Origin of the sequence: Burkholderia contaminans (genome assembly GCF_029633825.1) — a bacterium.
Taxonomy (GTDB): domain Bacteria; phylum Pseudomonadota; class Gammaproteobacteria; order Burkholderiales; family Burkholderiaceae; genus Burkholderia; species Burkholderia contaminans.
In genome coordinates, this window is record NZ_CP090642.1 from 1,296,501 (window position 1) to 1,322,427 (window position 25,927).

A 25,927-nucleotide genomic window follows, 5' to 3' on the forward strand; every position below is an offset into this window, starting at 1 on the left:
GGAAGTCAGCGGCGTAAACGGAATCAAGGCGGATACCTCGGTAGAGACTGCACGATGGGCCGACGTGGCGAACGCGTCATGCGGCTGGCGGCGGTGCACGCAACAGGCCGCCGATTTCCTGTCGGAGAATCTGGTTTTCCTGCCGGACGAGCAGATGCCGAACCTTGCCGCGAAACGTCCTGAACTCGGGATCGGCCATCAGCACGGCACGACGCCGGGCCCGATCGTCGAGCGAATCGAACGCCCACAGATAGACGAGCTGGTTCAGCGGTCCGATTTCCATCGCGAAACAGCCGACCATCGTGCCGAGCGCATGCTCCTGCGGCCCGCGGCCGCACTCCGCATAGAGCCGCAGATACTCTGCGACGCCGCCCGGCACGAGCGTGTAGGTGCGTTGTTCAACAAACATCCGCGGTCTCCCGTTGTCGCGGTGCAAAGGCCTGGAACGCCGCGGTCACGCCGGCCATTCCGGCGGCGTCCGTCTGCGCGGCCACGTAGCGATCGGGGCGCACGACCACGAGCGGCCCGCGATGCCGGTCGAACCATGCCGCCAGCGCGTTGTCGACATCCTCGACGCACACGCTGTCGTGGGCGCTCGTCACGCGCCGTGCGCGGCCCGTCCCGCTACGCGAGCGATTGACCTGAACGAAGGTCGCACCCAGCGCCGTCCAGTACGCGCGATCGTCGTCGCTCAGGCACGCCTGCGGATCGCATTGCCAGCCGACGATCGCGAACCACGGGCCGAGCACGTCGTCGAGCTTGCGGCGCACGCCGTCGGCCGTTTCGACGTCGGGCTGCGCGATCATCCTGCCCGTCGCGTCGCCCGGCGCGCCCGGCAGCACGACGCCCCGCGTATAGCTCGGCATCGGCTTGAAACGCATCTGCAGCACGTAGTCCTTCAGGCCGGGCGCATATCGCGCGAGCCCGAGGAACCGGTCGCGCAGAAACGCGACGAGCCGGTTGGTCGGCATCAGCATCGCGCCGAACGTGTCCGCGAGATCGATCATCGCCTTCGCGTGGTCGCGGCGTTCCGATTCGTAGGTGTGGATCACGCCGGGATCGAGCGTGCCGTTCACGACGCCTGCCAGTTTCCACGCGAGATTGCCGACGTCGCGCAAGCCCGCATTCAGGCCCTGGCCGATCCACGGCGGGCTCAGGTGGGCGGCGTCGCCGACGAGCGCCACGCGGCCCGCCACGAAGCGCTCGGCCACGCGAGAATGGTGCGTATAGGTCCGTGCGCGCACGATCTCGATGCGCTCGACGTCGTCGACGTACGGCGCGATCAGCGCGCGGATCGATTCGGGCCGGGCAATCGCCTCCGCGTCTTCATGCGGGAATACGAGAAACTCCCAGCGCCGGAAATTGAACGGCAGATAGATGCACACGTTCGGGCGGCGCGGGTCGCAGTTCAGCGCCGTGCACGGCTGGTCGAGCCCGGCGTTCTTCACGTCGACCACGACCCATTTGATCGGGTGCGTCGTGCCGGCCAGCTTGATGTCGAGCCAGTCGCGCATCGGGCTGCGCCCGCCGTCGGCCGCCACCACGTAGTCGGCATCGAGCGCATATTGCCGGCCGTCGGCACCGCGCACCTGCAACGTGACGCAGCGATCGTCCTGTTCGACGCCGACCACTTCCTCGCCGGTCCGCAGCGATACGTGCGGATAGCGCGCCAGCCCCGCGCGCAGCGTGTGTTCGGCCAGTTGCTGCATGAAGATGTTGCGCCGCCACCAGCCGAATTCGCGGTTTGACGGGCGGATATCGGCAAAGCATTCGCCATTCGCCTTGAACATGCGCAACGGCACGTTCTGGATGATGTCGCGGCTCAGTTCGTCAGCGAGCCCCGCGGTCTGAAACATCCGCAATGCTTCGTCGTCGATGCCGACCGCGCGCGGAAAATCGACGACGTCCGCTGCCTTCTCGATGATCACCGTCGCGACACCGTAAAGGCCGAGCAGGTTTGCCATCGCGACGCCGTTCGGGCCCGCGCCGACGATCGCGACCGACGTCCGGTTCAGGTTGTTCGCTTTCATTCGCCCGCGCCTCCGCTGCGCCATGCAGGATCATCGAGACGATCGAGCCACGACCGCAATGCGCGATTGAATGCATCGGGTTGATCGTCATGCACGTAATGCGTTGCCCCGGGAATGTCGATCCGCTCGATTTCCGCATTGGCGGCCGCCATTTCGGCCGCCACGTCCGCGGACAGGAAATCCGAGTCGCCGCCGCGCAGCAGCAACGTCGGCACGTGCAGGTTGAGGATCAGCGGCCACAAATGGACGAGCTGCTCCGGTGTCGCGGCGAGCCGTGCGGCCGCAATCCCTTGCGCGTCGTGCCGCCAGACGATCCTCCCCTGCTCGTCTTCTTTCAGCGAATGCGCGATGCGCGAATCGAGCGCGGATTCCGCGATGTTCGGCCGCTGGCGTCGCCAGAACGTGCGTGCGTCGTCCCACGACACGAACGCATCGGGCGTTTCCTTCAGCTCGCGCTTGATGCGCTCCGAACCCGGCGAGCCGGCCGACGCGCCGGGGCCCATGTCCTCGATCACGAGGCCCGCGAGCCGTACGGCGTGCCTTTCGGCGTGCCGTTCGGCGTACCGTTCCAGTTGCGCCGCCGCGTAGACGAATGCATTGGCGCCACCCATCGAGTGCCCGACCAGCACGAATCGTCGCAGGTCGAGCGCGCGCACCAATGCGTCGAGATCGCGCACGTAGGCGGCCGCGTAGTAGTCCCGTCGCGGATCCCAGTCGCTCAGCCCGCGCCCGCGCTGATCGAGCGCGACGACCCGGTAGCGGTCGACCAGCGCAGCGGCGACGGGCGCCCAGGTATGCGCGTAACTGCGCAAGCCGTGCAGCATCACCACGGTCGGCGCATCGTCGCGCCCCCAGCTCACGTAGTGCAGCCGCAATCCATCGTTGTCGACCCATCCCTCGTTGACGGACGCCGTGTTCATCATCTGCTCCTCGCCCGACATGCGCGCTCAGACCAGACCGTCGCGACCGACGATCTCGCTCGCCTTCAGGCCGCCGAGCCGTGCATGCAGCCGGCCGCGCGTCGCGAATGCGAAGATCACCAGCACTTCGTCGTCGTTCGGCGCATCCGGAAACAGGCACGTCACCGTGTCGTAGTGCGAGCGCACGTAGAGTGCATCCTTGTGCGCGAGCGGCACGTCGATCACTGTGTTGATCGGGCCGCGCTTGCCGCTCGACGGCACCCATGATTTGCCGCCGCCCAGCGCCGCGCGGATCGGCTCCGCGAAGATCGACGTGAGGAACGCGTTGCCGTGTTCGTATTCGCCGGCCGAACCGACCAGGCACGCCTTGCCGTAGCTCTCGATCGCGCGGCCGTCGGCGAGCGACGCGATGCGTCGCGCAAACTCCTTGCCGAGCGCGGGCGACGGACGCACGAGATCGTCGAGGTTTTCGCTGAATCGCCCTGCGTACGGGTTGTGAACTGCCGCGGCGATCACGATCTTGCGCAACGGCTCGCCGTCCGCGAGCTGACCGGTTTCGTTCGCGAGCGAATCCTCGATCTGCGTGTACCACTTGCGGATATGAAAACCTTCGAAATTGGCGGTCTTGCTCATTTGCATTCCTATATAAAACGTCGATGATGCGGATGGAAAGGCGGCGCCTCAGTCGAACAGCGGTTCGAGCTGGACGGGGTCGCTCGGCGCGTTGTATCGATGCAGCACGCGCTTGCCCTCTTCGTCGTCCATGACGGTCTCGCAGAAGAATTCGAGCCGGTTGCCGTCCGGGTCCGTGAAATACACGCCAATCCCGACCTTGTGATCGGTGATCTTGACGATCGGCACGTCGCGGCGAATCAGCATCCCGTACAGGCGGCGCAATTCGGTCAGCCCGCCGGCGATTTCGAGGCCGTAGTGCTGCAGGCCGATCGTGCCGAGCTCCGCATCGGATGCCGCGCGAATCAGCGCGATGTCGTGGTGCTTCTGGCCGAACGACATGAACACCCACTGCGCGTCGCGCGCGGTTTCCGTCATGCCGAGCACGTCGGCGTACCAGATGCTCGAGCGAACGGGATCGCGCACGAACAGCGACAGGTGAGTGCGCTGCACGCGCGGCGTCGGCAGCGGCAGGCCGCTCGCGTTCGCACGCTCGGCGTGTTGCCGGATATCGGACGGTGTCATCGTTCGCTCCGCTCAGTGGGTCGACTGCGCGTGGGCGGCCAGCGGCGCCTCGAACGGCGTCCACGCCACCGCCGTGATCTCGCTGAAATCGCGCCATTCCTTGGTCCAGTTCCGGCCGCCGTCGCGCGAGCGGAACAGGTGCCCGTACTTGGTGCCCGCATACACGAGCGCCGGTTGGGCCGCGTGCACGCCGAACGCCCAGAACGTGGAGTTCGGCGGCGTGTGCAGATCCGTCTCGTGCCACGCGTAACCGCGATCGGTCGAGCGGTAGATGCGGCTGCGGCTGCCCGGCGTGCCGTCGCCGATCGCCATCAGCAGGTCGCCTTCCGGCTCCGGCAGTTGCACGACGGTGCGCGTGTAGTACAGCCCGTCGAAGCGGTCGCGCGACAGCTTGCCGTCCCAGGTCAGGCCGTCGTCCTCGCTCACGTACACCGCGTTGACCGTCAGCAGCACCGTGGTCTCCGGCCGGCCTTGCTTGGCAGGCAGAATTGCGATCGCGTGAATGTCGCTGTTGCGGATCGCGGAGCCGGGGCCGTCCACGCGCGTCCAGCTCGCGCCGGCGTCGCGGCTGCGCCACGCGCCGCCCTCCTCCACGCCGTACCAGACGTTGCGGCTGTCGTCCGGGTCCACGCAGATCGTCAGCAGCCGCGGACGATTGACGCCCGAGCAAAACTCCGGAAACTCGGGCGCCGTTCGTTCCCAGGTCGCGCCCGCGTCGCTCGACTTGTAAAGCGCGGCGCGCGACGGCGCGCCGGTGCCCGCATAGAGCACTGCCGGGTTGGCCGGATCGATCGCGATCGACCAGACCGTCTGCCCGTTCAGCAGGTTCTCGGGCCGGAACCAGTGCGCGCCGCCATCGTCGCTGATGCACAGCCCCGAATCGGCCCCGGCATAGACGCGCGACGGCGTCGCGGGATCCACCGCGAGCGCGCGCACGATGCCGTCGAACTCGATCGGTTCGGCGAGGCCGAGACGATGCCAGGTCTTGCCGTCGTCGTTCGAGCGCAGGATGCCTTGCCCGGCGGTGGCGACCAGTACGGTTGCGGTCATGAAGTGCTCCTTGTGTCAGAGAAAAATGCCGCGCGTGAGCCCGCCGTCGCAGCCGATCGATTCGCCGGTGATCGAGCCGGACTTCGGCGACGCGAGAAACGCGACGATCCACCCCATTTCTTCCGGCTGCAGCACGCGGCGGATCGGTGTGACCTTCACGTAGTTGGCCTCGACTTCCGCGGCGGTGAGCCCCTGCTTTTGCGCTTCCTTCTCGTAGAGCTCGTGGATGTGCGGCGTTTCGACGACGCCCGGATGAATCGTGTTGACCGTGATGCCGAACGGGCCGAGCTGGTCGGACAGCGTCTTGGTCAGGTGCACGATCGCCACGTTGCGCATGCCGGACAGCTGCTTGCTGCCGCGGCCCGTCAGGCCGCCGATGTTGACGATCCGGCCGAAGCCGTTGGCCCGCATGTACGGTGCGGCCGCCTTCGCGCAACGCAGGTAGCCGACCACCTTGATGTCGATGTCCTGCAGCAGTCCCTGCGGATCCGCGTGTTCGAGTTCGGCGCGCACGAGCCCGCCCGGATGCGCGGCGCCGTTCAGCAGGATGTCGAGCCGGCCGAAGCGCTCGACGCCCGCGGCCATCGCCGCTTCGATCGATGCCATGTCGGTCGTATCCACCGTGACGGGCAGGATCGTGCCGGCTGCGTCGCCGAGCGGCGCGAGCGCCGTGCGAATCTCGGCGGCCGCCGCTTCCAGATGTTCGATGCGCCGCGCGGCGATCGCGACGTTGACGCCTTCGCGCGCCAGTTCGAGCGCGACCGCCTTGCCGATGCCCATGCTGCCGCCGGTGATGAACGCGGCTTTTCCGTGCAGTTGCAGATCCATGTCGATGAAAGGTGAGAGTCGGGATTGAAGAAAGGAGCCGGTGGCGCGATCAGGACAACTGCATTTCGATGAGCGTCGGCCCGTCGGTATGCGCGAGTGCGTCGTCGAGCGCTTGCGCCAGCACATGCACGTCGCTCACGCGCTGGGCCGGCACGCCGTAGCCGCGCGACAACGCGAGCCAGTCGATCGGCGGATCGTCCAGTTGCGTCAGGCGGCTCGCGTGCGGCGTGTCGGCCGGCAGGCCGCTGCGCGCGAGTTCGGTCTGCAGGATCCCGTAGCGCCGGTTCGATGCGATCAGCATCACGATCGGCAAACGCTCGCGCGCCATCGTCCAAAGCGACTGGATCGTGTACTGCGCGCTGCCGTCGGACTGCAGCGCGAACACGCGGCGCTCCGGGCACGCGACGGCGGCGCCGAGCGCCACCGGCAGGCCCTGGCCGATGGCACCGCCCGTGTTCGTCAAAATGGTGTGACGACGCGCGCGCGCCGATGCGGTCACGAACGGGTAGCCGCAGGTGCCGCCTTCGATCGACACGATCGCATCGTCGGGCAGCGCATTCGCGAGCACGCGGCCGACGGCCTGCGGCGTGAGCGGGCCGTCCTCCACGCGCCAGCGCTCGACGTGCACACCCACGTCGTTCCCCGCCGCGCCAATGCGATCGGCCAGCGCCTCCAGCGCGTCGTCCGCCGCGTCGCCGGGCGTTGCGAGCGTCACGATGTCCTCGGGCCGCGCGAGTTCGCCCGGAATGCCCTCGTAGCCGAAGTAGGTAACGGGCGCGAGCGCGCCGGCCAGCACCACGCGCCGGCCGGCCAGCGCCGCGAGCGCCGGCTCGGGGAAGTAAGGCAGGCGGTCGATGTCCGGCAGGCCGCCGCCGCGCTCCGCCCGTGCCGGAAAAGTCTCGCTGAAGCAGGTCGCGCCGGTGGCCGCCGCGATGCGCGCCGCCGCCCGCTGCCCGCGCGCCGACAGCGCGCGGGCGCCCATCAGCAGGACGGCGCGATGACCGCTGAGCAGCAGATCGGCGACCTGTTCGACCCGAGCGGCATCGAACGACACCGCGGCCGGGCGCACGACGGCGGGCCACGCCGCGCCGCGCACGCTGGCCGACTGAAGATCGACCGGCAGCACGAGGGTCGCGACGCCGCGTTGCGCGCCCATCGCGGCCGAAATCGCGTCGGCCGTATCGGTCGCGAGATCGGTGTCGCGCGCCACGCTGCGATACCACACCGACACCGGACGGGCGAGCGATTCGATGTCCGACGTCAGCGGGGCGTCGTACTTCAGATGCTCGCGCGTGTGATCGCCGACGATGTTCAGGATCGGCGTGCGGGCGCGGCGCGCGTTGTGCAGGTTGGCAATGCCGTTCGCGTGGCCGGGCCCGAGGTGCAGCAGCGTCATCGCGGGCTTGCCGGTCATGCGGCCATAGCCGTCGGCCGCGCCCGTGCACACGCCCTCGAACAGCCCGAGGATCGACCGCACGCCGGCCACGGTATCGAGCGCACCGACGAACGGCATCTCGGTCGTGCCGGGATTGGCGAAACAGACGTCGACGCCCGCGTCTCGCGCGGTGGTGAGCACGACGCTCGCCCCGCTTCTTGCTTCGGTATCGCTGTCCAACTGTGGGATGTTCATGCGGCTGCTCGACGGGTTTGGCTGAGATGTTTTTACTGTAATCCCGAATTACGGGATTTGTCAAACGGTCCATTTCACTTTCGCGATCCACGAAGGATCTCGTTTACCCGAAATTTCGCGACTATTTCGCGCGACAACGAGGTGACGACGTTATCCGATCGCCCTCGCGACGCGATTTGTTTCCCACCATTCGGAATTTCAATAAATTGCCCCGCCACATTGACCGCGCCCGCGCCGTGCACCGTTTCACCCCGCGCCTCCACGCTCAAAATTACGATTGCAAATGCCTCTCATTTGCATTAAATTGCCGCCCAAATGTACTGTTTGGAACACAGATGCCGGCGCAAGGCCGCCCGCCGTGCCCGAACGCGAACGACACAAAAAGGGAGGGGTATGAGCAGGAGAAATTGGGCGGCCGCACCGATGGCCATCGTCGTCGGCACGGCTGGCATGGGCGCCGCCGACGCGCAGGAGACGGCGCTGCCGACCATCGAGGTGTCCGCGCAACGCGCGACGGCGCCGTTTCGCACGCGCGAATCGACGAGCGCGACGCGCAGCGAGGCGGACGTGATGGAGATTCCGTTCGCGGTCAGCAGTGTCGATACGAAGCTGATCCAGACCGTGGCCGCCACGCGCGGCGACGATCTTTACGACTGGGTCGCGGGCGTGTCGCGCCAGAACAACTTCGGCGGCCTGTGGGACAACTACGCGGTGCGCGGCTTCGCCGGCGACGGCAACACGTCCGGCACCGACTACCTGGTCAACGGCTTTTCGTGGAATCGCGGAATGAGCGTGCCGCGCGACACCGTCAACCTCGAGCGCATGGAAGTGCTCAAGGGGCCGGCGTCCGCGCTGTATGGCCGCGGCGACCCGGGCGGGATCATCAGCTATACGACGAAGCAGCCGCAGTTCGCCCGCGCGAACACCATCGGCGTGTCGGCCGGCAGCTACGGCGCACTGCGCCAGACCCTCGATTCGACCGGCCCCGTCACGAAATCGCTCGCGTACCGCTTCGTCGCGATGAACGAGAACAACGGCAGCTTCCGCGACACGGTATCGAGCAAACGCTACCTGTTCTCGCCGTCGTTCACGTGGGACATCGGCGCGGACACGACGCTCCACTACGAATTCGAGAGCGCGCGTCAGAGCGCCCCGCTCGATCGCGGCGTGCTGGCGGTCAACGGCCAGCTCGGCGTGATCCCCGCGTCGCGCTTCCTCGGCGAGCCGCGCGACGGCGACTACGACGTGCGCAACACGGGCCACCAGTTCACGCTCGAGCATCGCCTCGATTCCAGCTGGTCGATCAATGCCGGCGTCGCGCAACGCAACACCGACCTGTCGGGGCGCTCGTCCGAAGCATTCGCGTTGCAGCCGGACGGTCGCACGCTGTGGCGCCGCTACCGGCAAGTCGCGTTTCACTCGAACGACCTGCAAGGCCGCCTCGAAACCGCCGGCTCGTTCCGCACGGGCAGCATCGGCCATACGCTCGTGATGGGCGTCGATGCGTACCGCTTCAACTATGACCAGTTCGTCACGCGCTCCACGCCGAGCGCCGCGGCGCCGTATGCGATCGACATCTTCGATCCGGTCTACGGCCAGCCCGCGCCGACACCGCGCACCGCGACCAACCTGCTCGAACGCGATAACGGACAAGGCGTCTACGCGCAGGACACGCTCGCGTTCGGGCCGCACTGGAAGATCCTGGCCGGGCTGCGCTGGGATCGCTTCCACCAGTCGATCGACAACCGCCTGAAGAGCGTGACGACGAGCCAGCTGCAGACCGCGGTGAGCCCGCGTATCGGCGTCGTGTACGAAATGAGCCCCGCGTGGTCGTTCTATGCGAACACCGCGTACTCGTTTCGGCCGAACAACGGCGCCGACGTCGGCGGCAACGCGTTCGATCCCGAGAAAGGCCACGGCTACGAAGCCGGCGCGAAATGGGCCGGCGCGCGCTCGCTCACGACCGTCTCGGCGTTCTACGTGACCAAGCGCAACGTGCTCACCGCCGATCCGGCGAATGCCGGTTTCTCGCGCGCGGCCGGCGAAGTGCGCAGCCGCGGCATCGAGTTCGAATGGAGCGGCGACCTCGGTCACGGCCTGCGCGGCATCGCGAACTTCGCGTACGTCGACGCCGAGGTCACGCGCGATACCGTGCTCGCGCCCGGCTCTCGCCTCGTCGACGTACCGCGCCTGAGCGGCAGTGCGCTGCTGATGTACGAGACGACCCTGCCGTTCGCGGACAAGGCCGGCGCCGGCGCGGGCGTGATCTATGTCGGCCGCCGCGCCGGCAACACGGCCAACACGCAGGACGGTTTCGAACTGCCGGCCTACGCGACCGTCCAGCTCAACGGCTATCTTCAGGTCAACAAGCACCTGCGTGCGTCCGTAGTCCTGAACAACCTGTTCAATCGCACCACCTACGTCAGCTCGTACAACAGCCTGTGGGTCACGCCGGGCGCGCCGCGCAGCCTGTTCGCGTCGCTCGCGTACTCGTTCTAGGCCGGCCGGGGCGGCTGACGCGACGCGCTTCGCGCGTCAGCCGCCGACCACGAACCGCGCGCCCAGCGCGAGCAGCAACGCAGGCGCCATCACGCACGCGCCGACCGCGAGAAATTCGCGGAAACCGACCTGCAGCCCTTCGCGCCGGATCGCCGCCAGCCACAGAATCGTCGCGAGCGAGCCGGTGATCGACAGGTTCGGGCCAAGATCCACGCCGATCAGAATCGCGTCGACCACCGTTTGCGGGCTGTGCGCCGCGTGGATCGTCGAACTCGCGATCAGCCCGGCGGGCAGGTTGTTGACCGCATTCGACACCAGCGCGACCGCGACGCCGGCCACGGCCGCGGCGACGTGCTCGCCGCTTTGCATCAGCATGTGCAGCAGGCCCGCCAGCGCGCGCACCGCGCCGGTCCGGTCGAGCGTCTCGACGACGACGAACAGCCCAGCGACGAGCGGCAACACGCTCCATGAAATCTCGCGAACGATCGGCACGCACGCCGCGCGATCGCGCATCGCCACGCACGCGACCGTGACGACGCCCGCCAGCGCGGTCGGCAACCCGAGCGGGCGATCGGCGACCGACACCGCCATCAGCGCGACGGCCGTTGTGGCGATGCCCGCGAGCGCGATGCGCCCGCCGCGCGTCAGCGGCTGCACCGGCAGCGCGGACTCGCAATGGCCGGACAGCGCACGTCGCTGCACAATCCGCAGCATCACGAACGTGCAGACGATCGACGCGACGGACGGCGCCGCGAAGTGCGCGAGCCAGACGCCGAGCGCCGGCATGTGCGCACCGTACAGTACCAGGTTCGCCGGATTCGAAATCGGCAGCACGAAACTCGCGGCATTGGCGACGAGCGCGCAGCTGTACAACAGCGGCATCGGGTCGGCCTTCGCGCGGCGCGCGGCGGCCAGGACCGCGGGCGTCAGCACGACGGCGGTCGCGTCGTTAGACAGGAACACCGTGGTGACGACACCGACGCCGTAGATCAGCGCGAACAACCGCCGCGGCGAGCCCTGCGCGAGATTGACGACGTGCGTCGCGACCCAGTCGAACAGCCCCTCGCGACGGGCCGCCTCGGACAGCAGCATCATGCCCGTCAGGAAGAGGTACACGTCGCCGCCTTTTGCGACGGCGTCCAGCGCCTGGGCAGCAGGCAACAGGTTCAACACGACCAGCAGTAGCGCGCCGCTCACGGCCCACGTGGCTTCGGGCCAACCGAACGGACGTGTGATGACGCCCGCGGTGGCGAGCGCGGAAATCAGCCATGCAAGCGAAACAGGATTCATGGGCAAGTCGATAGAGGCATGAGAATCGACATCGCGTTCACGACGATGTCGCCGATAGATCGGCGGGCTTGCCGCACACGCTGCTCAGCGAGCGTGCATGACCGAGCCACAGCGCGAGCGAGCCCGTCGACACGGCGCCCAGCACGACGAACGCGGACGGATAGCCGAAGTGTTGCGCGAGCACGCCGCCCAGCACCGGGCTGAGCGCCGCGCCGATACCCTGCGCGGTCGCGACGGCGCCCTGCCCGGCATTCACGCGGCCGGAACCATGTAGCAGGTGAACGACGAGCGCGGGCACGACCACGCTTTGCAGCCCGGCGCCGATGCCGTCGAGCACCTGCACCGGCCACACGCCCGCTTCGCTCATCCACGCCGCGGCGACCAGCCCGCGCACCGGCAGCACGAGGTACGAGAACAGCAGCACGCGCCAGTAACCGTGCGAGCGAATCAGCCGGGGCGCGAGCCACGCCGCCGCGATCATCACGCACTGCGCGATGACGATCGTCTGTGCGGTGAACGCGCTCGCATTGCTGCGCTGCGTGACGACGACACCCATCCCGTAGAGCGGCAGCATCGCGGCGTTGCCGAGATGAAACAGCGCGAGCGACGCGCCGAGCAGCACCAGCGGCCGGTTCTCGGCGAGCGTGCTCAGGCCGCCGACGCGCGACGTCGACGCCGACACCGCGTCCGACGCATGCGGATGCGCAGCTTCCGTTCCCGGTGCGGCACCGGCAGGATCGAGACCCCGTGCGGACGCATGATCGATCGCGTGCCCGGGAATCGCCAGCGTGCTCACGACGGCGAGGACCGTAAACGCGCCGACCAGCGCGAACACCGCGTCGAATCCGACATGCCAGCCGAGCCACCCGGCGAGCGCCGCACCGGCGACGTTGCCGGCGTGGTTCGCCATCTGGTTGCGCCCGAACTGCCGGTCGAAACCCTGCCGGCGCACGATGCCGAGCGTTACGCCCGCGGCGGCCGGCGCGAGCACCGCGCCGCTGACCGCCGCCACGATCTGCGACGCCGCCACCGCCGGATAGCCGTGGACGAACATCATCGCCAGCGACGCAAGCGCCGTCACCGCGGTCGCCGCGACGATCAGCGCCCGCTTCGCGCGCACCGCGTCGACGAGCGCGCCGGCCAACGGCGTCGCGGCCATCGCGGCGAGCCCGGCCAGCGTCATGACCGAGCCGATCGCATCGGCGCCCCAGCCGCGCGACAGCAGGATGACGCCGATGAACGGGCCGATGCCGGCCTGCACGTCGGCCAGGAAGAAGTTGAGCGCTTCGAGCGCGCGCGCCGGTCTCATGGTCGTGTCACCGTCGCTCGCTCATTCGACATCCGCATCGACGAGCTCGGCGATCTCGCTCACGTCGAGCGTCGTGCCGTGCGGCGTGACGACGCCGTGCCCCCACGCCTGCACATGGACCCCGGGACGCAGATATTCGTGCAGCGCCTCAGCCGCATGCGGCGGCACCCGCAACGCGACGCCGCTCGTCAGCAACGCACCGTTCACCTCGCCTTTCGGGCCATGCAGCGCGAACGCGACTTCGCCGCTCGATTCCATCGGTTGTCGAGCGGGGTGCGTCGGCTTCGGCGGTGCAGCGTGCGCGGGCCCGTCGTCGACGATATCGACGCCGTCGCGGCCGGTCAGTTGCACGGCCGCGATGATCTCCGCGCGACGCGGCTTGACGCCCCGCACGCGGATGCGGTCGCCGACCGCGACGCGGCGTACCAGTTCGCGGCCCAGATGCGGCGGCACGTGCACCTGCAGGTCGCCGTTCAGGATCAGGCCGTCGATGTCTCCGTGCGGATTGAGCAGGAACTGGGTGACGCGGCCGCGCGTTTCGGGCAGGCAGGCGGGATCGATCCAATGCATGGCAGGACTCCTTTCGATGAGTTGCGGAATAGCGCCGCGCGATTAGCGCGCGACATCGTCATAGAGATTCACGACATGGCCCGGCGCGCCGAACGCCGTCGCCTGCAGCGCTTCGCCGTACGCGTTGCGCGTGCCGTAGCCGACCGCGGCCACGCGCTCGCCGGGGGCGAGCAGCGCACCGAATTGCTGGGCGGCCGGAACGGTCAGCTTGACGATCGCCCCGCTGTCGAGCATCACGCCGTCCGGCTCGCCGCGCGGCGCCCGCGTCACGCGGCGCACGACGCCGGACACGCTCAGGCGGGCGAGGTTGACGCCGCGCAGCATGGGCGCGACGGGCGCGCGCGGCTGATCGGACAGCGACGCGCCGCTGCCGTCATTGCGGACCACGCGGGCACGGATTTCATCGTCGACGCGTCGCTCGCCGGCTACCGTCACGCGGTCGCCCGTCTTCACGAGCGCCGTCAGTTGCGAACCGAGATGCGGCGGCAGGCGGACGAGCGTGCCGTCGGTGAGCACGAAGCCGTCGACGGTGCCTTCCGGATTGATCGTCAGGCGCGACAGCGTGCCCGACACCAGCGCATTCGATGCGGTGTCGTTTCCGGGTACGGCAGGCACAAGCGCGCGGGGCCGAGGAGGAGCAGGCGGCGGCATGGCGCCGGCCGGGTCGTCCGCGCGCGGCGCCGGCGGCACCTGCGCCAGGCTGACCGTTGCGACGGCAACGAGTGCGGCAGCGCAGAGCATGCGAGACGAGCGGCGCACGGCGGCACGGCACGGCGGCCGCGATCGAACGACAGGCAGGTACGACTTCATGACGGGCTCCGGCGACGGGTTGCGATGCCTCGATATCCGCAATACCCGTGCCAACCCGCAACGCCCCGCGTGGCCATGCGCCGAACGACGACGCGTGCGAAACATGTCGGATTTCCCGACACGTCGCGTCACCGGATGTCGGCATTCCCGACAGTCGAAATGGCGCGGCTAGCCGTCGCGCTCGATCCCGAGATTCGCCATGCGCGCATAGAGCGACTGGCGGCCGATGCCGAGCTGCCTCGCGGCTTCCGCGCGGTTGCCGTTCGCACGCTCGAGCGCGTGCAGGATGGCTGCGCGCTCGACCGTCGCCAGCGCATCGGTCAGCGGCATGTCGAGCAGGTGCGCCGGCACCGCATCGGCGCCCGGTTCGCGCGCCGGCACGGCGGCCGAGCCGAGATCGGCCGCGCTGACGGCCGGCCCGGGGGCGAGCGCGGCCGCCCGCTCCATCACGTTGCGCAGTTCCCGCACGTTGCCCGGCCAGCGGTGATCGAGCAGCGCGCGCTGCGCGTCGTTCGTCAGATGCAGCGCGCGCATGCCTGCCGCGTTGCGCAGGAAATGCGCGGCGAGCGGAAGGATGTCGGCCACACGCTCCGCGAGCGGCGGCAGGTGCAGCGGAATGACGTTCAGCCGATAGAAGAGATCTTCGCGGAACGTGCCGTTCGCGACGGCCGCAGCGAGGTCGCGGTGCGTCGCGGCCACGACGCGAATGTCGATTGCCGTGGCGCGATCCGCGCCGAGCGGCGTCACCTGGCGCTCCTGCAGCGCGCGCAGCAGCTTCGCCTGCATCGCGGCGGGCATGTCGCCGATCTCGTCGAGAAAGAGCGTGCCGCCGTCGGCCTCGACCAGGCGCCCCGCGCGATCGGCATGCGCGCCCGTGAACGCGCCGCGACGATGCCCGAACAACTCGCTTTCGAGCAGATCGGCCGGAATGGCCGCGCAGTTCACGGCGACGAACGGCCCCGCATGCCGGGCCGATGCCGCATGCAGCACGCGGGCGGCCACCTCCTTGCCCGTGCCCGTCTCGCCGGTCAGGAGCACGGTCGCGTCGCTCATCGCGGCGCGGCCGACCTGCTTTTGCACGTCGCGCATCGCGGCGCTCACGCCCAGCAGTCGCGGCCGGTCCGCCGACGGTTCGCCCGCGAAACCACCGTCGGGCGGCGCGGTCGCGAGCGCGGGCGGCTGATTCGCCGACACGACGCGTTCGAGCAGTTGCGCGATGTCGCGACGCCCGATCGGCTTCGTCAGGTGATCGAATGCGCCGAGCCGCATCGCTTCGATCGTGTTGTCGCTGGTCGCATGGGCCGTCAGCATGACGACCGGAATCGCGGCCAGCGCGGGATCGTCGCGCAGTTGCGCGAGCACGGCCAGCCCGTCCAGATCCGGCAGGCGGAAATCCAGGAAGATGCATTCGACGCCACCGCCGTCGCGCAGCGTGCCGAGCGCGGCGCGACCGGTTGCGGCCTCGACGGCCCGATGACCGAGATCGGCGAGCGTTTCGGCGAGGCCGTCGCGAAAGGCCGCGTCGTCGTCGACTATGAGGATGTTTGCCATGGAATTTCAATCACGAATGCGGCGGCCCCGTCGAGGCGCGCGTGCCCGCCGTGCGCCGCCGCCACTTCGCGGACGACGGCAAGACCGAGGCCCGTCCCATCCGCGCGACCCGTCACGAACGGTTCGAAAATCCGCTCGCGCTGCGCGGCCGGCACGCCGGGGCCGCTATCCGACACGGTGAGGCACAGCCAGTCGCGCCCGGCGAACGCGCGCCGCTCGGCGGCGAGCGTGACCGCGCCGCCGTCGCCCGCGTGGTGCAGCGCGTTGAGCAGCAGATTGTCGAGCGCGCGCCGCATCTGGTCGGGATCGAACGCGGGGAAATCCGACGGCCACGCAAGCCGCTCGCCCTGCCCCGCGAGCGACAGCGTCAGGTCGATCGCTTGCCGCTGTGCCAGCTCGCGGTGCGCGTCCACCACCTGCGCGAGCCACGCGTCGACGTCGACCCGTGTCGCATGCGGGCGCACCGGCTGCGTCAGCGCGAGCAGGCTCGACAATTGCGCATCGATGCGCTCGATCTGCGCGAGGATCACGCGCAGCGCGTCCTGCTGCCGCCGGCCATCGCCGGCCAGCGCGTTTTCCGCCTTCAGCCGCATCGCGCCCATCGGATTGCGAATCTCGTGCGCGACCTGCGCGGCAAGCTTCCCCAGCATGCCGAAGCGTTCGGCCTGCGCGAGGCGCGTGCGCAGTTCGTCGGCCTGCTGTTGCAGCAGGTCCGCGCGCCGCGCCCGCTCGTTGAACGCATCGATGACGCGGTCGAGATCGGGCTCGCCGACATACGGCAGGTGATGCTCGCGACCGTCGGGCCCCAGCCCGCTCTCGATCCGCGCGAGATTGCGCTTCCATCGGCGCAGCGCCACGGCCAGCGCCGCCGCGATCGCCAGAATCACGGCAAGCACGGCCGCGAGGCCCGTGGCCAGCAGTTCGCCGTGCCGGCCCAGCGGCGGGCGCGCACGTGTGAGCATCCACACGTACAGCCCCGAGCCGCCGCGTACCGGGCAAGCCGCCGCGACCACGGCATCCTGCGCGCCTTCGACGACGTTCGCCGTCGCGGCATGCGTCGCGGCCGCGGCGCGCAGCGTGCGGAGGATCAGCGGCGTTTCCGCTTCCGGAACGTCGCGTTTGACGCCGCTGCCCTGGTAGGTGGGAAAGGAATACGCGAGAAAGCCGCTTGCCGCCGGGGCGGCGCCGGGCATCCAGAACCCGCCTTCCATGTCGGGCGCACGGGAGAGCACGATGTCGAGGATCGCGTGCATCAGGTCCGGGGCGGGCCCGGCGCCTGGCGACGCTGAAGACGCGCTGTAACGCGACGCGACCGCCTCGCATGCCGATGCGCCGGCGGCCTTCGCGCCGGCGACCTGCTGGCTCTCGGCGGAACTCGCCGTGACCCAGACGACCGCGACCAGCGTCGCGCACAGCGCGGCGACGAGTGCCCAGAGCATGACAAGTTGGGTGGAAAACGACGGACGCTTCATCGGATCGGGCTGGCGGGTGAGTACGACAGAATAACGTATTGCATGTCATGCGAAGCCGCCGCGATCGCCATGCGTCGCACGGGTGGCCCGCCGGGCCGGCGGCACCGGCTCACCCCGGAAAGCCGGGCGAAAGCCTCGGGCGCTAGACTGCCTTCGGTCCAGCGTCCACCCCGAAACATCACCGTCGAGCCCCCCATGCGCGCCCGTTCCGTTCGAATCTTGTCCGCTGTCCTGTTCGCCGTCGGTACGCTCGTCGGCACGGCCTCCGCCAGCCACGCATGCGAAGTGCCTGCTCCCGTGCGGACGATCGACCCGCCCGGCTACTACGACGACCCCACCGGTTATGCGCGCGACGTGAAGCCGATGCGCGACTTCGTCGCGAAGCTGAACACGGCGGCGGATCATGGCGACTGGTCGTGCGCGTTGACGCTGCTCGACAGCTGGGCGCAATCGGATGCGTTGATGGGCGCGATCTCCGGTTATCAGGGCTACTACGAGCGCTCGTGGGCCGGCACCGATTTCGCGATGGTGATCCTGCGCATGCCGCGCGGGTTGCGCGAAGCGAACCGCGGGAAATTCAACGCGATCGACCCATGGCTCGAACGCATCGCGATCGCGACCCGCAATGCGGAAGCGATCAACCACCTGCACAACAATCTTGTGTACTGGGCCGGGCTCAACCTGATCGCGATCGGCACCGTCACTGATAATGCCAGCCTGATCGATTCCGGCTTGCTGCGGGTGCGCGAAGGCATTCGCGACATCCGCCCGGACGGCTCGCTCGAGCGCGAGGTCAAGCGCGGCGACCGCGCGCTCCACTATCACACCTTTGCGCTGCTGCCGCTCGTGTTCGCGGCCGAACTCGTTCAGCGGCGCAACATCGATCTCTACCGCGAAAACGACGGTGCGATCGGCCGCCTCGCGAACCTCGTGATCGACGCGGTGGAAGACCCCGCGAGTTTCACGAAGATCACGCCGGTCAAGCAGGACCTGTTTCCGTGGACGTTCCGCGACGAACTGAGCTGGGTCGAGCCGTACTACGCGCGCTTTCACGATCGCCGCCTGCCGGCGATCATCGCGCCGCGCCGCCCGTTCAGCGAATGGCGGCTCGGCGGCGACGTGACGGCGGCATGGGGCGCGCCGCTGCCATGACGCGCGGCGCATTCGATCAGAAGCGGTGGCGAATGCCGACGATCGCAAGCTCCTGGGTCGCCTTGCCGCCGTCGATGTAGGCGTCCGCAATCACCGCCTGCGCCGGGCCCGCGCCGTTGCTGCCCGACGCGTGCCCGTAGCTCACCGTCGCGTAGAGATCGGTGCGCTTGCTGAGCGCGTAGTCGGCCGCGAGCGTGACCTGCTGGTACGTGGCCGATGAATCGCCGTGCGATTTCAGGTAGTTGTAACCCGTCTCGAACAGCAGCGCGGGCGAAGCCTGCCACGCGACGAACACCGAGCCGTTGTTGTAGCGCTCGGCCGTCCCGAACGTCGAATTCCCGTCGCGCAGGTATTCGGCATAACTGTAGTGGCCGCCCACCGTGAATGCGCCGAGCACGTAGCTCACGCCGGCGCGCGCGATATTCACCGCGCTGGCCGTCGCGTACGCGTTATTGACCGGCGACAGGAAGATCGTATCGGCACTGCTTGCGCCGCGCGTCGACAGCACCGCGTTCCCGTTGTCCAGATGCGCGTAGCCGGCCGCGACGGTCAACGGCCCGGCCGTATACGACATCGCCGCGTTGTACGCCTGCCCCGAGCCGACCGAGCCGGCCACGCCGCCGAACCCGTACATCGCGGCCACCTGCAGGCCGCCCCACGACGGGCTCACCCATTTGACCGCATTGCTGTTGCGAACCGAGCCGTCGGCATTGTCGACGTCGCCGGGCGCCGTGAAGTACTCGAGGAAATTGTTGCCCTGCACCGTCAACACCAGATCCTGCAACGTATCCTGCTGACGGCCGGCCGTCACCGTGCCGAACCCGCCCGCCAGCCCGACGAACGCCTTGCGCCCGAACAGCAGGCCGCCGCTCATCTTGCCGCTGTTCACGTTGAAGCCGTTCTGCAGGTTGAACAGCGCGCTCAGGCCGCCGCCGAGATCCTCGGTGCCTTTCAGCCCCCACTGGCTGACGGACATCTGCCCCGACTGCAGCTTGACCTGGTTGCTCGCGCCGCCGGTGTTGTGCGTGTACTGAATCGATTCGTCGATGACGCCGTAAAGCGTGACCGAGCTTTGCGCGAATGCGTTGCCGCATATGCCGGCCGCGCATGCGAGGGTGGTCGATGCGATCCATTTCATTGCCTTTCTCTCCTGTCGTTGCGGGGTTGATCCATCTGATTGACGTGCTTCAGACATCATTCGTCATTTGATTTGGATAACGAATTGATGAAGGCGATACCGGTCGCTGCGTTTCGGCGGAACGCGACGGCGACACGTAGCGCCGGCGCGCCCCGAGGCTCTACCTGTGCCGTGCCGCGCGAGCGCGATGCCTGAACAGGCAGATCAGCTCGCTCGCCACGTGCGCGGCGACCAGCGCGGTAATGTCCGCATGATCGTAGGCGGGTGCGACCTCGACCACGTCCGCGCCGACCAGGTCGACCGACGTGAGCCCGCGGATGATCGACAGAGCCTGCGCGCTCGACAGGCCGCCCGGCACGGGCGTGCCGGTGCCGGGCGCGAAGGCCGGATCGAGCCCGTCGACGTCGAAGGTGAAATAAGCCGGCCGCGCGCCCACGATCTCGACGATGCGCGCGATGGTCGCGTTCACGCCGTGCTCATGCACCCAAGCCGCATCGAGCACCGACACGCCCATGAAATCGTCGTTCCACGTGCGGATGCCGACCTGCACCGAGTGGGCGGGATCGATCAGCCCGTCCTTGATCGCCTTGTAGAACATCGACCCATGATTGAGGCTGTCCGGTTGATCGTCGGGCCAGGTATCGCAGTGCGCATCGAAATGGATCAATGAAAGCGGCCTGCCGTACTTTTCCGCATGAGCCACGAGTAGCGGGTAGCTGATGTAGTGATCACCGCCGAGCGTCAGCATCCGAGCACCGGCATCGAGAATCGTGCGCGCATGCGTGACGATCGTCTCCTTGACGGTCGACGGATTGTGCACGTCGAGCCAGCAGTCGCCGTAGTCGATCACCGCATAGTCGTCAAACGGATTGATCCCCCATGGATACGGCAGCAGCACGCCGAGCTGGCTGCTCGCCGCACGGATCGCGCGTGGGCCGAGCCGTGCGCCCGGACGGTTGGTCGTCGCGATATCGAGCGGCACACCGGTCACCGCGAGATCGACGCCTGCCAGTTCCTTCGTATACAGGCGCCGCATGAACGACACCACGCCCGCATAGGTGTTCTCCTTCGACGAACCATAGGGCGATTCGCGACGGATCGCGCCGTCACCGCGCACGACTGGCTGCTTCTGCATGATGCGTTACCCCTGTTTCGTGTGCCGATAACGCGCACTCCGGTATCAGATGCCCAGCGCGCAGCCGTCCTTGCGATGGTCGGACGCGCCGATCAGCGTGCCGGCCTCCCAGTCGATCCGGATCGCCTGCGCGCCGCCGATCGCCCAGCTCGGCGCGACGACGTTGAAGCCGCGACGCGCGAGCGCTTCGCGCACTCCCGCGGGCATCGTGCATTCGACCTCGACCTGATCGGTGCCCGGCCGCGGAAAGATGCGCGGCAGGTCGATCGCCGTTTGCAGGTCCAGGCCGTAGTCGAGCACCTTCGACAGGAAGTGCGCATGCCCCATCGCCTGATAGTGGCCGCCCATCACGCCGAACGTGATCTGCACCTTGCCGTCGCGGGTCACCATGCCGGGAATGATCGTGTGCATCGGCCTCGCGCGCGGCGCGATCGCGTTCGGGTGGCCGGCTTCGAGCGTGAAACTCTGGCCCCGGTTGTGCAGCATCACGCCCGTTTGAGCGGACATGATGCCGCTGCCGAACGGATGAAACAGCGAATTGATGAAGCTCGCGCAGTTGCGATCCTTGTCGACCACGCAGATGTACACCGTATCCTTGTGCTCCACCGTCGCCGCGACCGGCGCGCCGAGCGCGTGAAGCGCCGCGATGCGCGTACGCAGCGATTCGACGGATGCCTCCGACAACAGCGTCTCGACGTCCATCGGCCGCCGGCGCGGATCCGCCAGCAGCACGTCGCGCAGCGCATACGCGACCCGTGCGGCATCGATCTCGCGGTGCAGGCGCTCGGCGCCGAGCGGATCGTCGTTCGCGTCGAAGCCTTCGAGCAGCTTCAGCATCAGCAGCGCGATGACGCCCTGCCCGTTCGGCGGACACTCGTGCACGTCGTAGCCGCGAAAGCGCGCGGTGATCGGCGTCACGTATTCGCCATGGAACGCCGCGAAATCGTCCATCGTATGCAAGCCGCCCATGCTGCGCAGGCGCGCCACGATGTCCTCCGCGACCCCGCCTTCGTAGAACACGCGCGGGCCCCCTTGCGCGATCGCCTCGAGCGTGCGTGCGAGCAGCGGCTGCCGATGCACGCTGCCTGCCCGCGGCGCGTGGCCGGCCACCAGCATCTGCGCGCGGCTCGTCGCGTCCAGCGACAGCAGTTGCGCCTGATGCGCCCAGTCCGCCGCCGCGCGCGGCGCGACCGCATAGCCGTCACGGGCGAACCGGATTGCCGGCGCGAGCAACGCGGAAAGCGGCAGCGAGCCGTGGTCGCGCGCGAGCGTCGCCCATGCGTCGACCGCACCGGGCACCGTCACCGCGTGCGGCGAGTGGCGCTCGATCGACGTGACACCGAGCGCGCTCAGCCGCTCGACGCTGGCGGCGGCCGGCGCCCAGCCCGACCCGTTGAAGCCGACGATGTCGTCGCCGCCGCCGCGCGAATAGAGCGCGAAGCAGTCGCCGCCGATGCCGGTCGAGCCCGGCTCGACGACGCATTGCACCGCGCACGCGGCAATCGCGGCGTCCATTGCGTTGCCGCCCGCTTCCAGGATCCGGACGGCAGCCAGCGTCGACGCGGGATGCGACGTCGCGGCCATCGCGCCGGTCGACATCACGAGCGAGCGGCCCGGTTGTTCGAAATTCCTCATGGTGTGCTCCCGATTCAGCGGGCGGCCAGCGACCGGCGCCACGCGAGCGTGTCGTCGAGCGCGCGTTTCGACGCATCGAACAACTGGTCGATTTCGTCGTGCGTGATGATCAGCGGCGGGCAGAAATTGAATGCATCGCCGAGCGCGCGCGTGATCACGCCGTACGCGAGCGCCCGCTCGCCGGCATGGGCGGCCACGCCTTCGGACGGCGGAAACGGCGTTTTCGTCGCCTTGTCGGCGACCAGCTCGACCGCCGCGAGCAGCCCGGCCCCGCGTGCTTCGCCCACGAGCGGATGCTCGGCGAGATCGGCCACGCGCTGCTGGAAGTGCGGGATCACGCTGCGCACGTGGTCGAGCACGCCGTCTTCGTCGTAGATGCGCAGCGTCTCGAGCGCGACGGCCGCGCAAACCGGATGGCCGCTATACGTGAAGCCGTGGCCGAAGGTGCCGATCTTCTCGCTTTCGGCCACGAGAGCGCGATAGATCGCATCGTTGACCATCAGCGCCGAGATCGGCAGGTAGCCGGCCGACAGCTGCTTGGCGACGACGATCATGTCGGGCTGCATGCCGAAAGTTTCCGAGCCGAACATGTTGCCGGTGCGACCGAACCCGCAGATGACCTCGTCGGCCACGAGCAGGATGTCGTACCGCTTCAGCACGCGCTGGATCTTCTCCATATAGGTGGCCGGCGGGACGATCACGCCGCCCGACGCCATGATCGGCTCGGCAAAGAACGCGGCGATCGTGTCGGGCCCTTCGCGCAGGATCAGTTGCTCGAGCGACTCGGCGCAGCGCGTCGCGAACTGCTCCTCCGATTCGCCCGGCAGCGCATGGCGGTAGTAGTGCGGGCAATCCGTATGCAGGATGCGATCGATCGGCAGGTCGAAGTCGCGATGGTTGTTCGGCAGGCCGGTCAGGCTCGCGGACGCGATCGTCACGCCGTGGTACGCCCGCGTGCGTGCGATGATCTTTTTCTTCAGCGGCCGCCCGAGCGCGTTGTTGTAATACCAGATCAGCTTCATCGCGGTATCGTTGGCTTCGGAGCCCGAGTTCGCGAAGAACACCTTCGACATCGGCACGGGCGCCATCGCGATCAGTTTCTCGGCCAGCAGGATCGACGGTTCGGACGACTTATGACCGAACGCGTGATAAAACGGCAGTTTGCGCATTTGCCGGTCCGCCGCGTCGGCGAGCCGCGATTCGCTGAACCCCAGCGACGCGCAGAACAGGCCGCTCAGCGCCTCGATATAGCGGTTGCCTTCCGTGTCGTACACGTAGACGCCCTCGCCGCGCTCGATCACCATCGGCCCGACATCGCGATGGCGGCTCAGGTTCGTGTACGGATGAAGGACGTGATCGATGTCGTTCTGCTTCAGAGTGTGCATGAGTACCTTCCTGGTTTCGTCTCTTCCATGGTCGTGTCCTGCGTGTACGGCACCGGCCTGAACAGGCCGCCCGTTCCCGCTATTTGAGCCCGCCGGACAGGAACTTCTGCAATCGCCCGCTTTTCGGCGTCTTCAATATGTCGCGCGGATGGCCTTCCTCCTCCACGATGCCCTCGTGCAGGAACATCACGTGGTTCGACACTTCGCGCGCGAAGCCCATCTCGTGCGTGACGACGATCATCGTGCGGCCTTCGCGCGCGAGATCGCGCATCACCTTGAGCACGTCGCCGACCAGCTCCGGATCGAGCGCCGACGTCGGCTCGTCGAACAGCAGCGCGTCGGGCTCCATCGCGAGCGCGCGGGCGATCGCGACACGCTGCTGCTGACCGCCGGACAGGTGCGCCGGATACGCATCGGCGAAACGCGTCATGCCCACCTGCTCGAGATAGCGCGCCGCCCGCTCGCGCGCCTCCGCGCGGCCGAGCTTCAGTACGCGCAGCGGCGCCTCGACGACGTTCTGCAGCACCGTCATGTGCGCCCACAGATTGAAATGCTGGAACACCATCGCGAGCCGCGTGCGCATCCGGCGCAACTGGACGGGATCCGAGATCCTGATCTGGCCGCTGCGGTCGACCGACGTCCTGACCTCGCCGCCGCCGAGCGAGACGCGGCCCGACGAAGGCGATTCCAGGAAATTGATGCATCGAAGCAGCGTGCTCTTGCCGGACCCCGACGAACCGATCACGCTGATCACGTCGCCCGGGTTGGCGGCCAGCGAGACGCCTTTCAGCACCTCGTTGTCGCCGTAGCGCTTGTGAAGATTTTCGACGGACAGTGCATTCATGTGGCGTGGCTCCGCGATTGGGCGAGCGGGGAAAGCGGCAGCGGCCGCAAGTGAACGAGCAGCCGGCGCTCGGTTGCGCGGATCAGCAGCGCGACGAGCCCGGTCAACGCGAAATAGACGGTGCCGACCGAAATGAACGCCTCGAACGGCGCGTAATAGTTCGCGTAGAAATCGCGCGCCGCGCCCGTCAGGTCGATCAGCGTGATCGCGCTGACGAGCGACGTGCCGTGCAGCATCAGGATGACTTCGTTGCTGTACGCGGGCAGGAACCGGCGCAGTGCCGACGGCAACACGATGCGGCGCCAGGCGGTCGCACGCGACATCCCGTACGCCTGCGCCGCTTCGATTTCGCCGTATGCGGTCGCGCGGATCGCGCCGGCCAGGATTTCGACGGTGTACGCGCAGGTGTTCGCCGTCAGCGCGATCATCGCGCAGCCGAACGGATCGCGCAGCAGCAACAGCAGCGGATTGCCGCGCTGCCACGCGTCCTGCACCCACTGGAACTGGCCGAAGCCGTAATACACGATCATCAGTTGCGCGAGCAACGGCGTGCCGCGCATGAACCACGTATAGACCGCCACCGGGCCGTGCACGAAGCGGTTCGGCGACACGCGCAGCACGGCGAGCGGAATCGCGAGCAGCAGCCCGAGAGCAAGCGAACCCACGGTCAGCTGCACCGTCACCCACAGCCCGCCTGCGTACGCACCGAGCAGCGACATCCATTGTTCATGGCTCATCCGTGCAGCCTCCCCTCGCGCATGCCGCGGTTCAGGCGCACGCGGGCACGCGCCGCGCACGCCGTCGATCCCGACGTCACCAGCAGATACACCGCGCAGGCCGCGAGATAGAACGTCATCGGCGCCTGGGTCGTGCGGCCGGCCTGGTCGGAGATGAACATCACGTCGTGCAGGCCGATCAGCGACGCGATCGCCGTGGTCTTGAGCAGCACCAGCCAGTTGTTCAGGGCGGCGGGCAACGCGAGCCGCGCCATCTGCGGCAACAGGATGCGGCGAAACGCGAGCCAGCCCGAGAATCCGTATGCGCGCGCCGCCTCCATCTGGCCGCGCGGCACACCGAGGATCGCGCCACGGAACGTCTCCGTGTAGTACGCGCCGAATATGAAACCGATCGTCAGCACCGCGGTGGCGAACGCGTCGACGTCGGGCGCACGCAAGCCGAACGCGGCCGACAGACGGTTCAGCACGATCTGGCCGCCATAGAACACCAGCAACATCATCACGAACTCCGGCACGCCGCGAATCAGCGTGGTATACGCGGTGGCGGCAGACACCAGCACGCGCGAGCCCGACAGCTTGGCCATCGCGCCCGCGATGCCGATGCACACGGCGAGCGCGACGGACAGCAAGGCGAGCACGATCGTCACCTGGGCGCCGCGCAACAGGGCCGGCAGGTATTGCTGTAATGCGGACATGACGCTCCTTTCCCGCGCTGTCGGGGTTCGGCCCGGCCGCACCGGCGCAT

Annotated in this window: 23 protein-coding genes; 2 read left to right on the forward strand and 21 right to left on the reverse strand. The window is 68.2% G+C overall.

Features of this window, described 5'->3' with window-relative positions; translation table 11 throughout:
• Positions 1-76 precede the first annotated feature (76 nt).
• Genes LXE91_RS37910 through LXE91_RS37945 form a run of 8 tightly spaced genes read right to left on the reverse strand, consistent with a single transcriptional unit; the run spans position 77 to position 7,655 of the window.
• Positions 77-409 (reverse strand): NIPSNAP family protein, encoded by a 333-nt coding sequence (locus LXE91_RS37910; RefSeq protein WP_039356035.1) that lies wholly within the window; start codon positions 407-409, stop codon positions 77-79.
• Positions 399-2,030, reverse strand: a complete 1,632-nt coding sequence (locus tag LXE91_RS37915) for a bifunctional 3-(3-hydroxy-phenyl)propionate/3-hydroxycinnamic acid hydroxylase (RefSeq protein WP_039356032.1) — start codon at positions 2,028-2,030, stop codon at positions 399-401. The genes LXE91_RS37910 and LXE91_RS37915 overlap by 11 nt, the downstream gene beginning before the upstream one ends.
• A complete protein-coding gene (locus LXE91_RS37920; RefSeq protein ID WP_172625613.1) occupies positions 2,027-2,950 on the reverse strand; it encodes an alpha/beta fold hydrolase in 924 nt (307 codons plus the stop codon). Before LXE91_RS37920 ends, LXE91_RS37915 begins: the two co-directional genes overlap by 4 nt.
• 27 nt (positions 2,951-2,977) lie before the next feature.
• Positions 2,978-3,583 (reverse strand): amino acid synthesis family protein, encoded by a 606-nt coding sequence (locus LXE91_RS37925; protein ID WP_039356026.1) that lies wholly within the window; start codon positions 3,581-3,583, stop codon positions 2,978-2,980.
• Positions 3,584-3,631: 48 nt separating this feature from the next.
• Positions 3,632-4,147, reverse strand: a complete 516-nt coding sequence (locus tag LXE91_RS37930; protein ID WP_039356023.1) for a VOC family protein — start codon at positions 4,145-4,147, stop codon at positions 3,632-3,634.
• Between the two features lie 12 nt (positions 4,148-4,159).
• Positions 4,160-5,197 (reverse strand): WD40/YVTN/BNR-like repeat-containing protein, encoded by a 1,038-nt coding sequence (locus LXE91_RS37935; RefSeq protein WP_039356019.1) that lies wholly within the window; start codon positions 5,195-5,197, stop codon positions 4,160-4,162.
• 15 nt (positions 5,198-5,212) lie between these two features.
• Positions 5,213-6,025, reverse strand: coding sequence for an SDR family NAD(P)-dependent oxidoreductase (locus tag LXE91_RS37940; RefSeq protein WP_039356016.1), 813 nt, complete (start codon positions 6,023-6,025; stop codon positions 5,213-5,215).
• A 49-nt stretch (positions 6,026-6,074) separates the two neighbouring features.
• On the reverse strand, positions 6,075-7,655 hold the full coding sequence (locus tag LXE91_RS37945; RefSeq protein ID WP_039356014.1) for an acetolactate synthase large subunit: 1,581 nt from the start codon (positions 7,653-7,655) through the stop codon (positions 6,075-6,077).
• A gap of 393 nt (positions 7,656-8,048) precedes the next feature.
• Here LXE91_RS37945 and LXE91_RS37950 point away from each other — a divergent pair, with 393 nt between their 5' ends.
• Complete coding sequence (locus LXE91_RS37950) at positions 8,049-10,154, forward strand: TonB-dependent siderophore receptor (RefSeq protein ID WP_039356012.1); 2,106 nt, start codon at positions 8,049-8,051, stop codon at positions 10,152-10,154.
• A 36-nt stretch (positions 10,155-10,190) separates the two neighbouring features.
• On the opposite strand, the gene LXE91_RS37955 is transcribed toward LXE91_RS37950, so the two are convergent.
• From LXE91_RS37955 to LXE91_RS37980, 6 genes are all read right to left on the reverse strand, one after another.
• Positions 10,191-11,444 carry an arsenic transporter gene (locus LXE91_RS37955; protein ID WP_039356011.1) on the reverse strand — a complete coding sequence of 418 codons (1,254 nt, stop codon included), beginning with the start codon at positions 11,442-11,444 and terminating at the stop codon, positions 10,191-10,193.
• Positions 11,445-11,481: 37 nt separating this feature from the next.
• Entirely contained in the window at positions 11,482-12,753 is a 1,272-nt protein-coding gene (locus LXE91_RS37960; RefSeq protein ID WP_039356008.1) for an MFS transporter, read from the reverse strand.
• A gap of 21 nt (positions 12,754-12,774) precedes the next feature.
• On the reverse strand, positions 12,775-13,323 hold the full coding sequence (locus LXE91_RS37965; RefSeq protein ID WP_039356005.1) for a hypothetical protein: 549 nt from the start codon (positions 13,321-13,323) through the stop codon (positions 12,775-12,777).
• A 42-nt stretch (positions 13,324-13,365) separates the two neighbouring features.
• Complete coding sequence (locus LXE91_RS37970) at positions 13,366-13,938, reverse strand: hypothetical protein (protein ID WP_223274398.1); 573 nt, start codon at positions 13,936-13,938, stop codon at positions 13,366-13,368.
• A 363-nt stretch (positions 13,939-14,301) separates the two neighbouring features.
• The gene (locus LXE91_RS37975) at positions 14,302-15,684 is read right to left on the reverse strand and encodes a sigma-54-dependent transcriptional regulator (protein WP_278068176.1); all 1,383 of its coding nucleotides are present in this window, start codon (positions 15,682-15,684) and stop codon (positions 14,302-14,304) included.
• Complete coding sequence (locus LXE91_RS37980) at positions 15,666-17,156, reverse strand: sensor histidine kinase (protein ID WP_039355996.1); 1,491 nt, start codon at positions 17,154-17,156, stop codon at positions 15,666-15,668. Before LXE91_RS37980 ends, LXE91_RS37975 begins: the two co-directional genes overlap by 19 nt.
• Before the next feature lie 42 nt (positions 17,157-17,198).
• Here LXE91_RS37980 and LXE91_RS37985 point away from each other — a divergent pair, with 42 nt between their 5' ends.
• The gene (locus LXE91_RS37985; protein ID WP_223274399.1) at positions 17,199-18,308 is read left to right on the forward strand and encodes a mannuronate-specific alginate lyase; all 1,110 of its coding nucleotides are present in this window, start codon (positions 17,199-17,201) and stop codon (positions 18,306-18,308) included.
• A 16-nt stretch (positions 18,309-18,324) separates the two neighbouring features.
• Here LXE91_RS37985 and LXE91_RS37990 read toward each other — a convergent pair whose 3' ends face one another.
• From LXE91_RS37990 to LXE91_RS38020, 7 genes are all read right to left on the reverse strand, one after another.
• The gene (locus LXE91_RS37990) at positions 18,325-19,446 is read right to left on the reverse strand and encodes a porin (RefSeq protein WP_039355990.1); all 1,122 of its coding nucleotides are present in this window, start codon (positions 19,444-19,446) and stop codon (positions 18,325-18,327) included.
• 160 nt (positions 19,447-19,606) lie between these two features.
• On the reverse strand, positions 19,607-20,581 hold the full coding sequence (gene speB / locus LXE91_RS37995; protein WP_046196865.1) for an agmatinase: 975 nt from the start codon (positions 20,579-20,581) through the stop codon (positions 19,607-19,609).
• A 45-nt stretch (positions 20,582-20,626) separates the two neighbouring features.
• Positions 20,627-22,216, reverse strand: a complete 1,590-nt coding sequence (locus LXE91_RS38000) for a gamma-glutamyltransferase family protein (protein WP_039371365.1) — start codon at positions 22,214-22,216, stop codon at positions 20,627-20,629.
• A 14-nt stretch (positions 22,217-22,230) separates the two neighbouring features.
• Positions 22,231-23,601 (reverse strand): aspartate aminotransferase family protein, encoded by a 1,371-nt coding sequence (locus tag LXE91_RS38005; RefSeq protein ID WP_039371201.1) that lies wholly within the window; start codon positions 23,599-23,601, stop codon positions 22,231-22,233.
• Between the two features lie 79 nt (positions 23,602-23,680).
• A complete protein-coding gene (locus LXE91_RS38010) occupies positions 23,681-24,445 on the reverse strand; it encodes an ABC transporter ATP-binding protein (RefSeq protein ID WP_039371203.1) in 765 nt (254 codons plus the stop codon).
• Positions 24,442-25,182 carry an ABC transporter permease gene (locus tag LXE91_RS38015; protein WP_039371205.1) on the reverse strand — a complete coding sequence of 247 codons (741 nt, stop codon included), beginning with the start codon at positions 25,180-25,182 and terminating at the stop codon, positions 24,442-24,444. Before LXE91_RS38015 ends, LXE91_RS38010 begins: the two co-directional genes overlap by 4 nt.
• Positions 25,179-25,877 carry an ABC transporter permease gene (locus tag LXE91_RS38020; RefSeq protein ID WP_039371208.1) on the reverse strand — a complete coding sequence of 233 codons (699 nt, stop codon included), beginning with the start codon at positions 25,875-25,877 and terminating at the stop codon, positions 25,179-25,181. The genes LXE91_RS38015 and LXE91_RS38020 overlap by 4 nt, the downstream gene beginning before the upstream one ends.
• Between the last annotated feature and the right edge of the window lie 50 nt (positions 25,878-25,927).

Coding starts and splice junctions, on each gene's coding strand:
- LXE91_RS37910 (WP_039356035.1), bottom strand. CDS start 409: ATGTTTGTTGAACAACGCACCTACACGCTCGTGCCGGGCGGCGTCGCA.
- LXE91_RS37915 (WP_039356032.1), bottom strand. CDS start 2,030: ATGAAAGCGAACAACCTGAACCGGACGTCGGTCGCGATCGTCGGCGCG.
- LXE91_RS37920 (WP_172625613.1), bottom strand. CDS start 2,950: ATGAACACGGCGTCCGTCAACGAGGGATGGGTCGACAACGATGGATTG.
- LXE91_RS37925 (WP_039356026.1), bottom strand. CDS start 3,583: ATGAGCAAGACCGCCAATTTCGAAGGTTTTCATATCCGCAAGTGGTAC.
- LXE91_RS37930 (WP_039356023.1), bottom strand. CDS start 4,147: ATGACACCGTCCGATATCCGGCAACACGCCGAGCGTGCGAACGCGAGC.
- LXE91_RS37935 (WP_039356019.1), bottom strand. CDS start 5,197: ATGACCGCAACCGTACTGGTCGCCACCGCCGGGCAAGGCATCCTGCGC.
- LXE91_RS37940 (WP_039356016.1), bottom strand. CDS start 6,025: ATGGATCTGCAACTGCACGGAAAAGCCGCGTTCATCACCGGCGGCAGC.
- LXE91_RS37945 (WP_039356014.1), bottom strand. CDS start 7,655: ATGAACATCCCACAGTTGGACAGCGATACCGAAGCAAGAAGCGGGGCG.
- LXE91_RS37950 (WP_039356012.1), top strand. CDS start 8,049: ATGAGCAGGAGAAATTGGGCGGCCGCACCGATGGCCATCGTCGTCGGC.
- LXE91_RS37955 (WP_039356011.1), bottom strand. CDS start 11,444: ATGAATCCTGTTTCGCTTGCATGGCTGATTTCCGCGCTCGCCACCGCG.
- LXE91_RS37960 (WP_039356008.1), bottom strand. CDS start 12,753: ATGAGACCGGCGCGCGCGCTCGAAGCGCTCAACTTCTTCCTGGCCGAC.
- LXE91_RS37965 (WP_039356005.1), bottom strand. CDS start 13,323: ATGCATTGGATCGATCCCGCCTGCCTGCCCGAAACGCGCGGCCGCGTC.
- LXE91_RS37975 (WP_278068176.1), bottom strand. CDS start 15,684: ATGGCAAACATCCTCATAGTCGACGACGACGCGGCCTTTCGCGACGGC.
- LXE91_RS37980 (WP_039355996.1), bottom strand. CDS start 17,156: ATGAAGCGTCCGTCGTTTTCCACCCAACTTGTCATGCTCTGGGCACTC.
- LXE91_RS37985 (WP_223274399.1), top strand. CDS start 17,199: ATGTCATGCGAAGCCGCCGCGATCGCCATGCGTCGCACGGGTGGCCCG.
- LXE91_RS37990 (WP_039355990.1), bottom strand. CDS start 19,446: ATGAAATGGATCGCATCGACCACCCTCGCATGCGCGGCCGGCATATGC.
- speB (WP_046196865.1), bottom strand. CDS start 20,581: ATGCAGAAGCAGCCAGTCGTGCGCGGTGACGGCGCGATCCGTCGCGAA.
- LXE91_RS38000 (WP_039371365.1), bottom strand. CDS start 22,216: ATGAGGAATTTCGAACAACCGGGCCGCTCGCTCGTGATGTCGACCGGC.
- LXE91_RS38005 (WP_039371201.1), bottom strand. CDS start 23,601: ATGCACACTCTGAAGCAGAACGACATCGATCACGTCCTTCATCCGTAC.
- LXE91_RS38010 (WP_039371203.1), bottom strand. CDS start 24,445: ATGAATGCACTGTCCGTCGAAAATCTTCACAAGCGCTACGGCGACAAC.
- LXE91_RS38015 (WP_039371205.1), bottom strand. CDS start 25,182: ATGAGCCATGAACAATGGATGTCGCTGCTCGGTGCGTACGCAGGCGGG.
- LXE91_RS38020 (WP_039371208.1), bottom strand. CDS start 25,877: ATGTCCGCATTACAGCAATACCTGCCGGCCCTGTTGCGCGGCGCCCAG.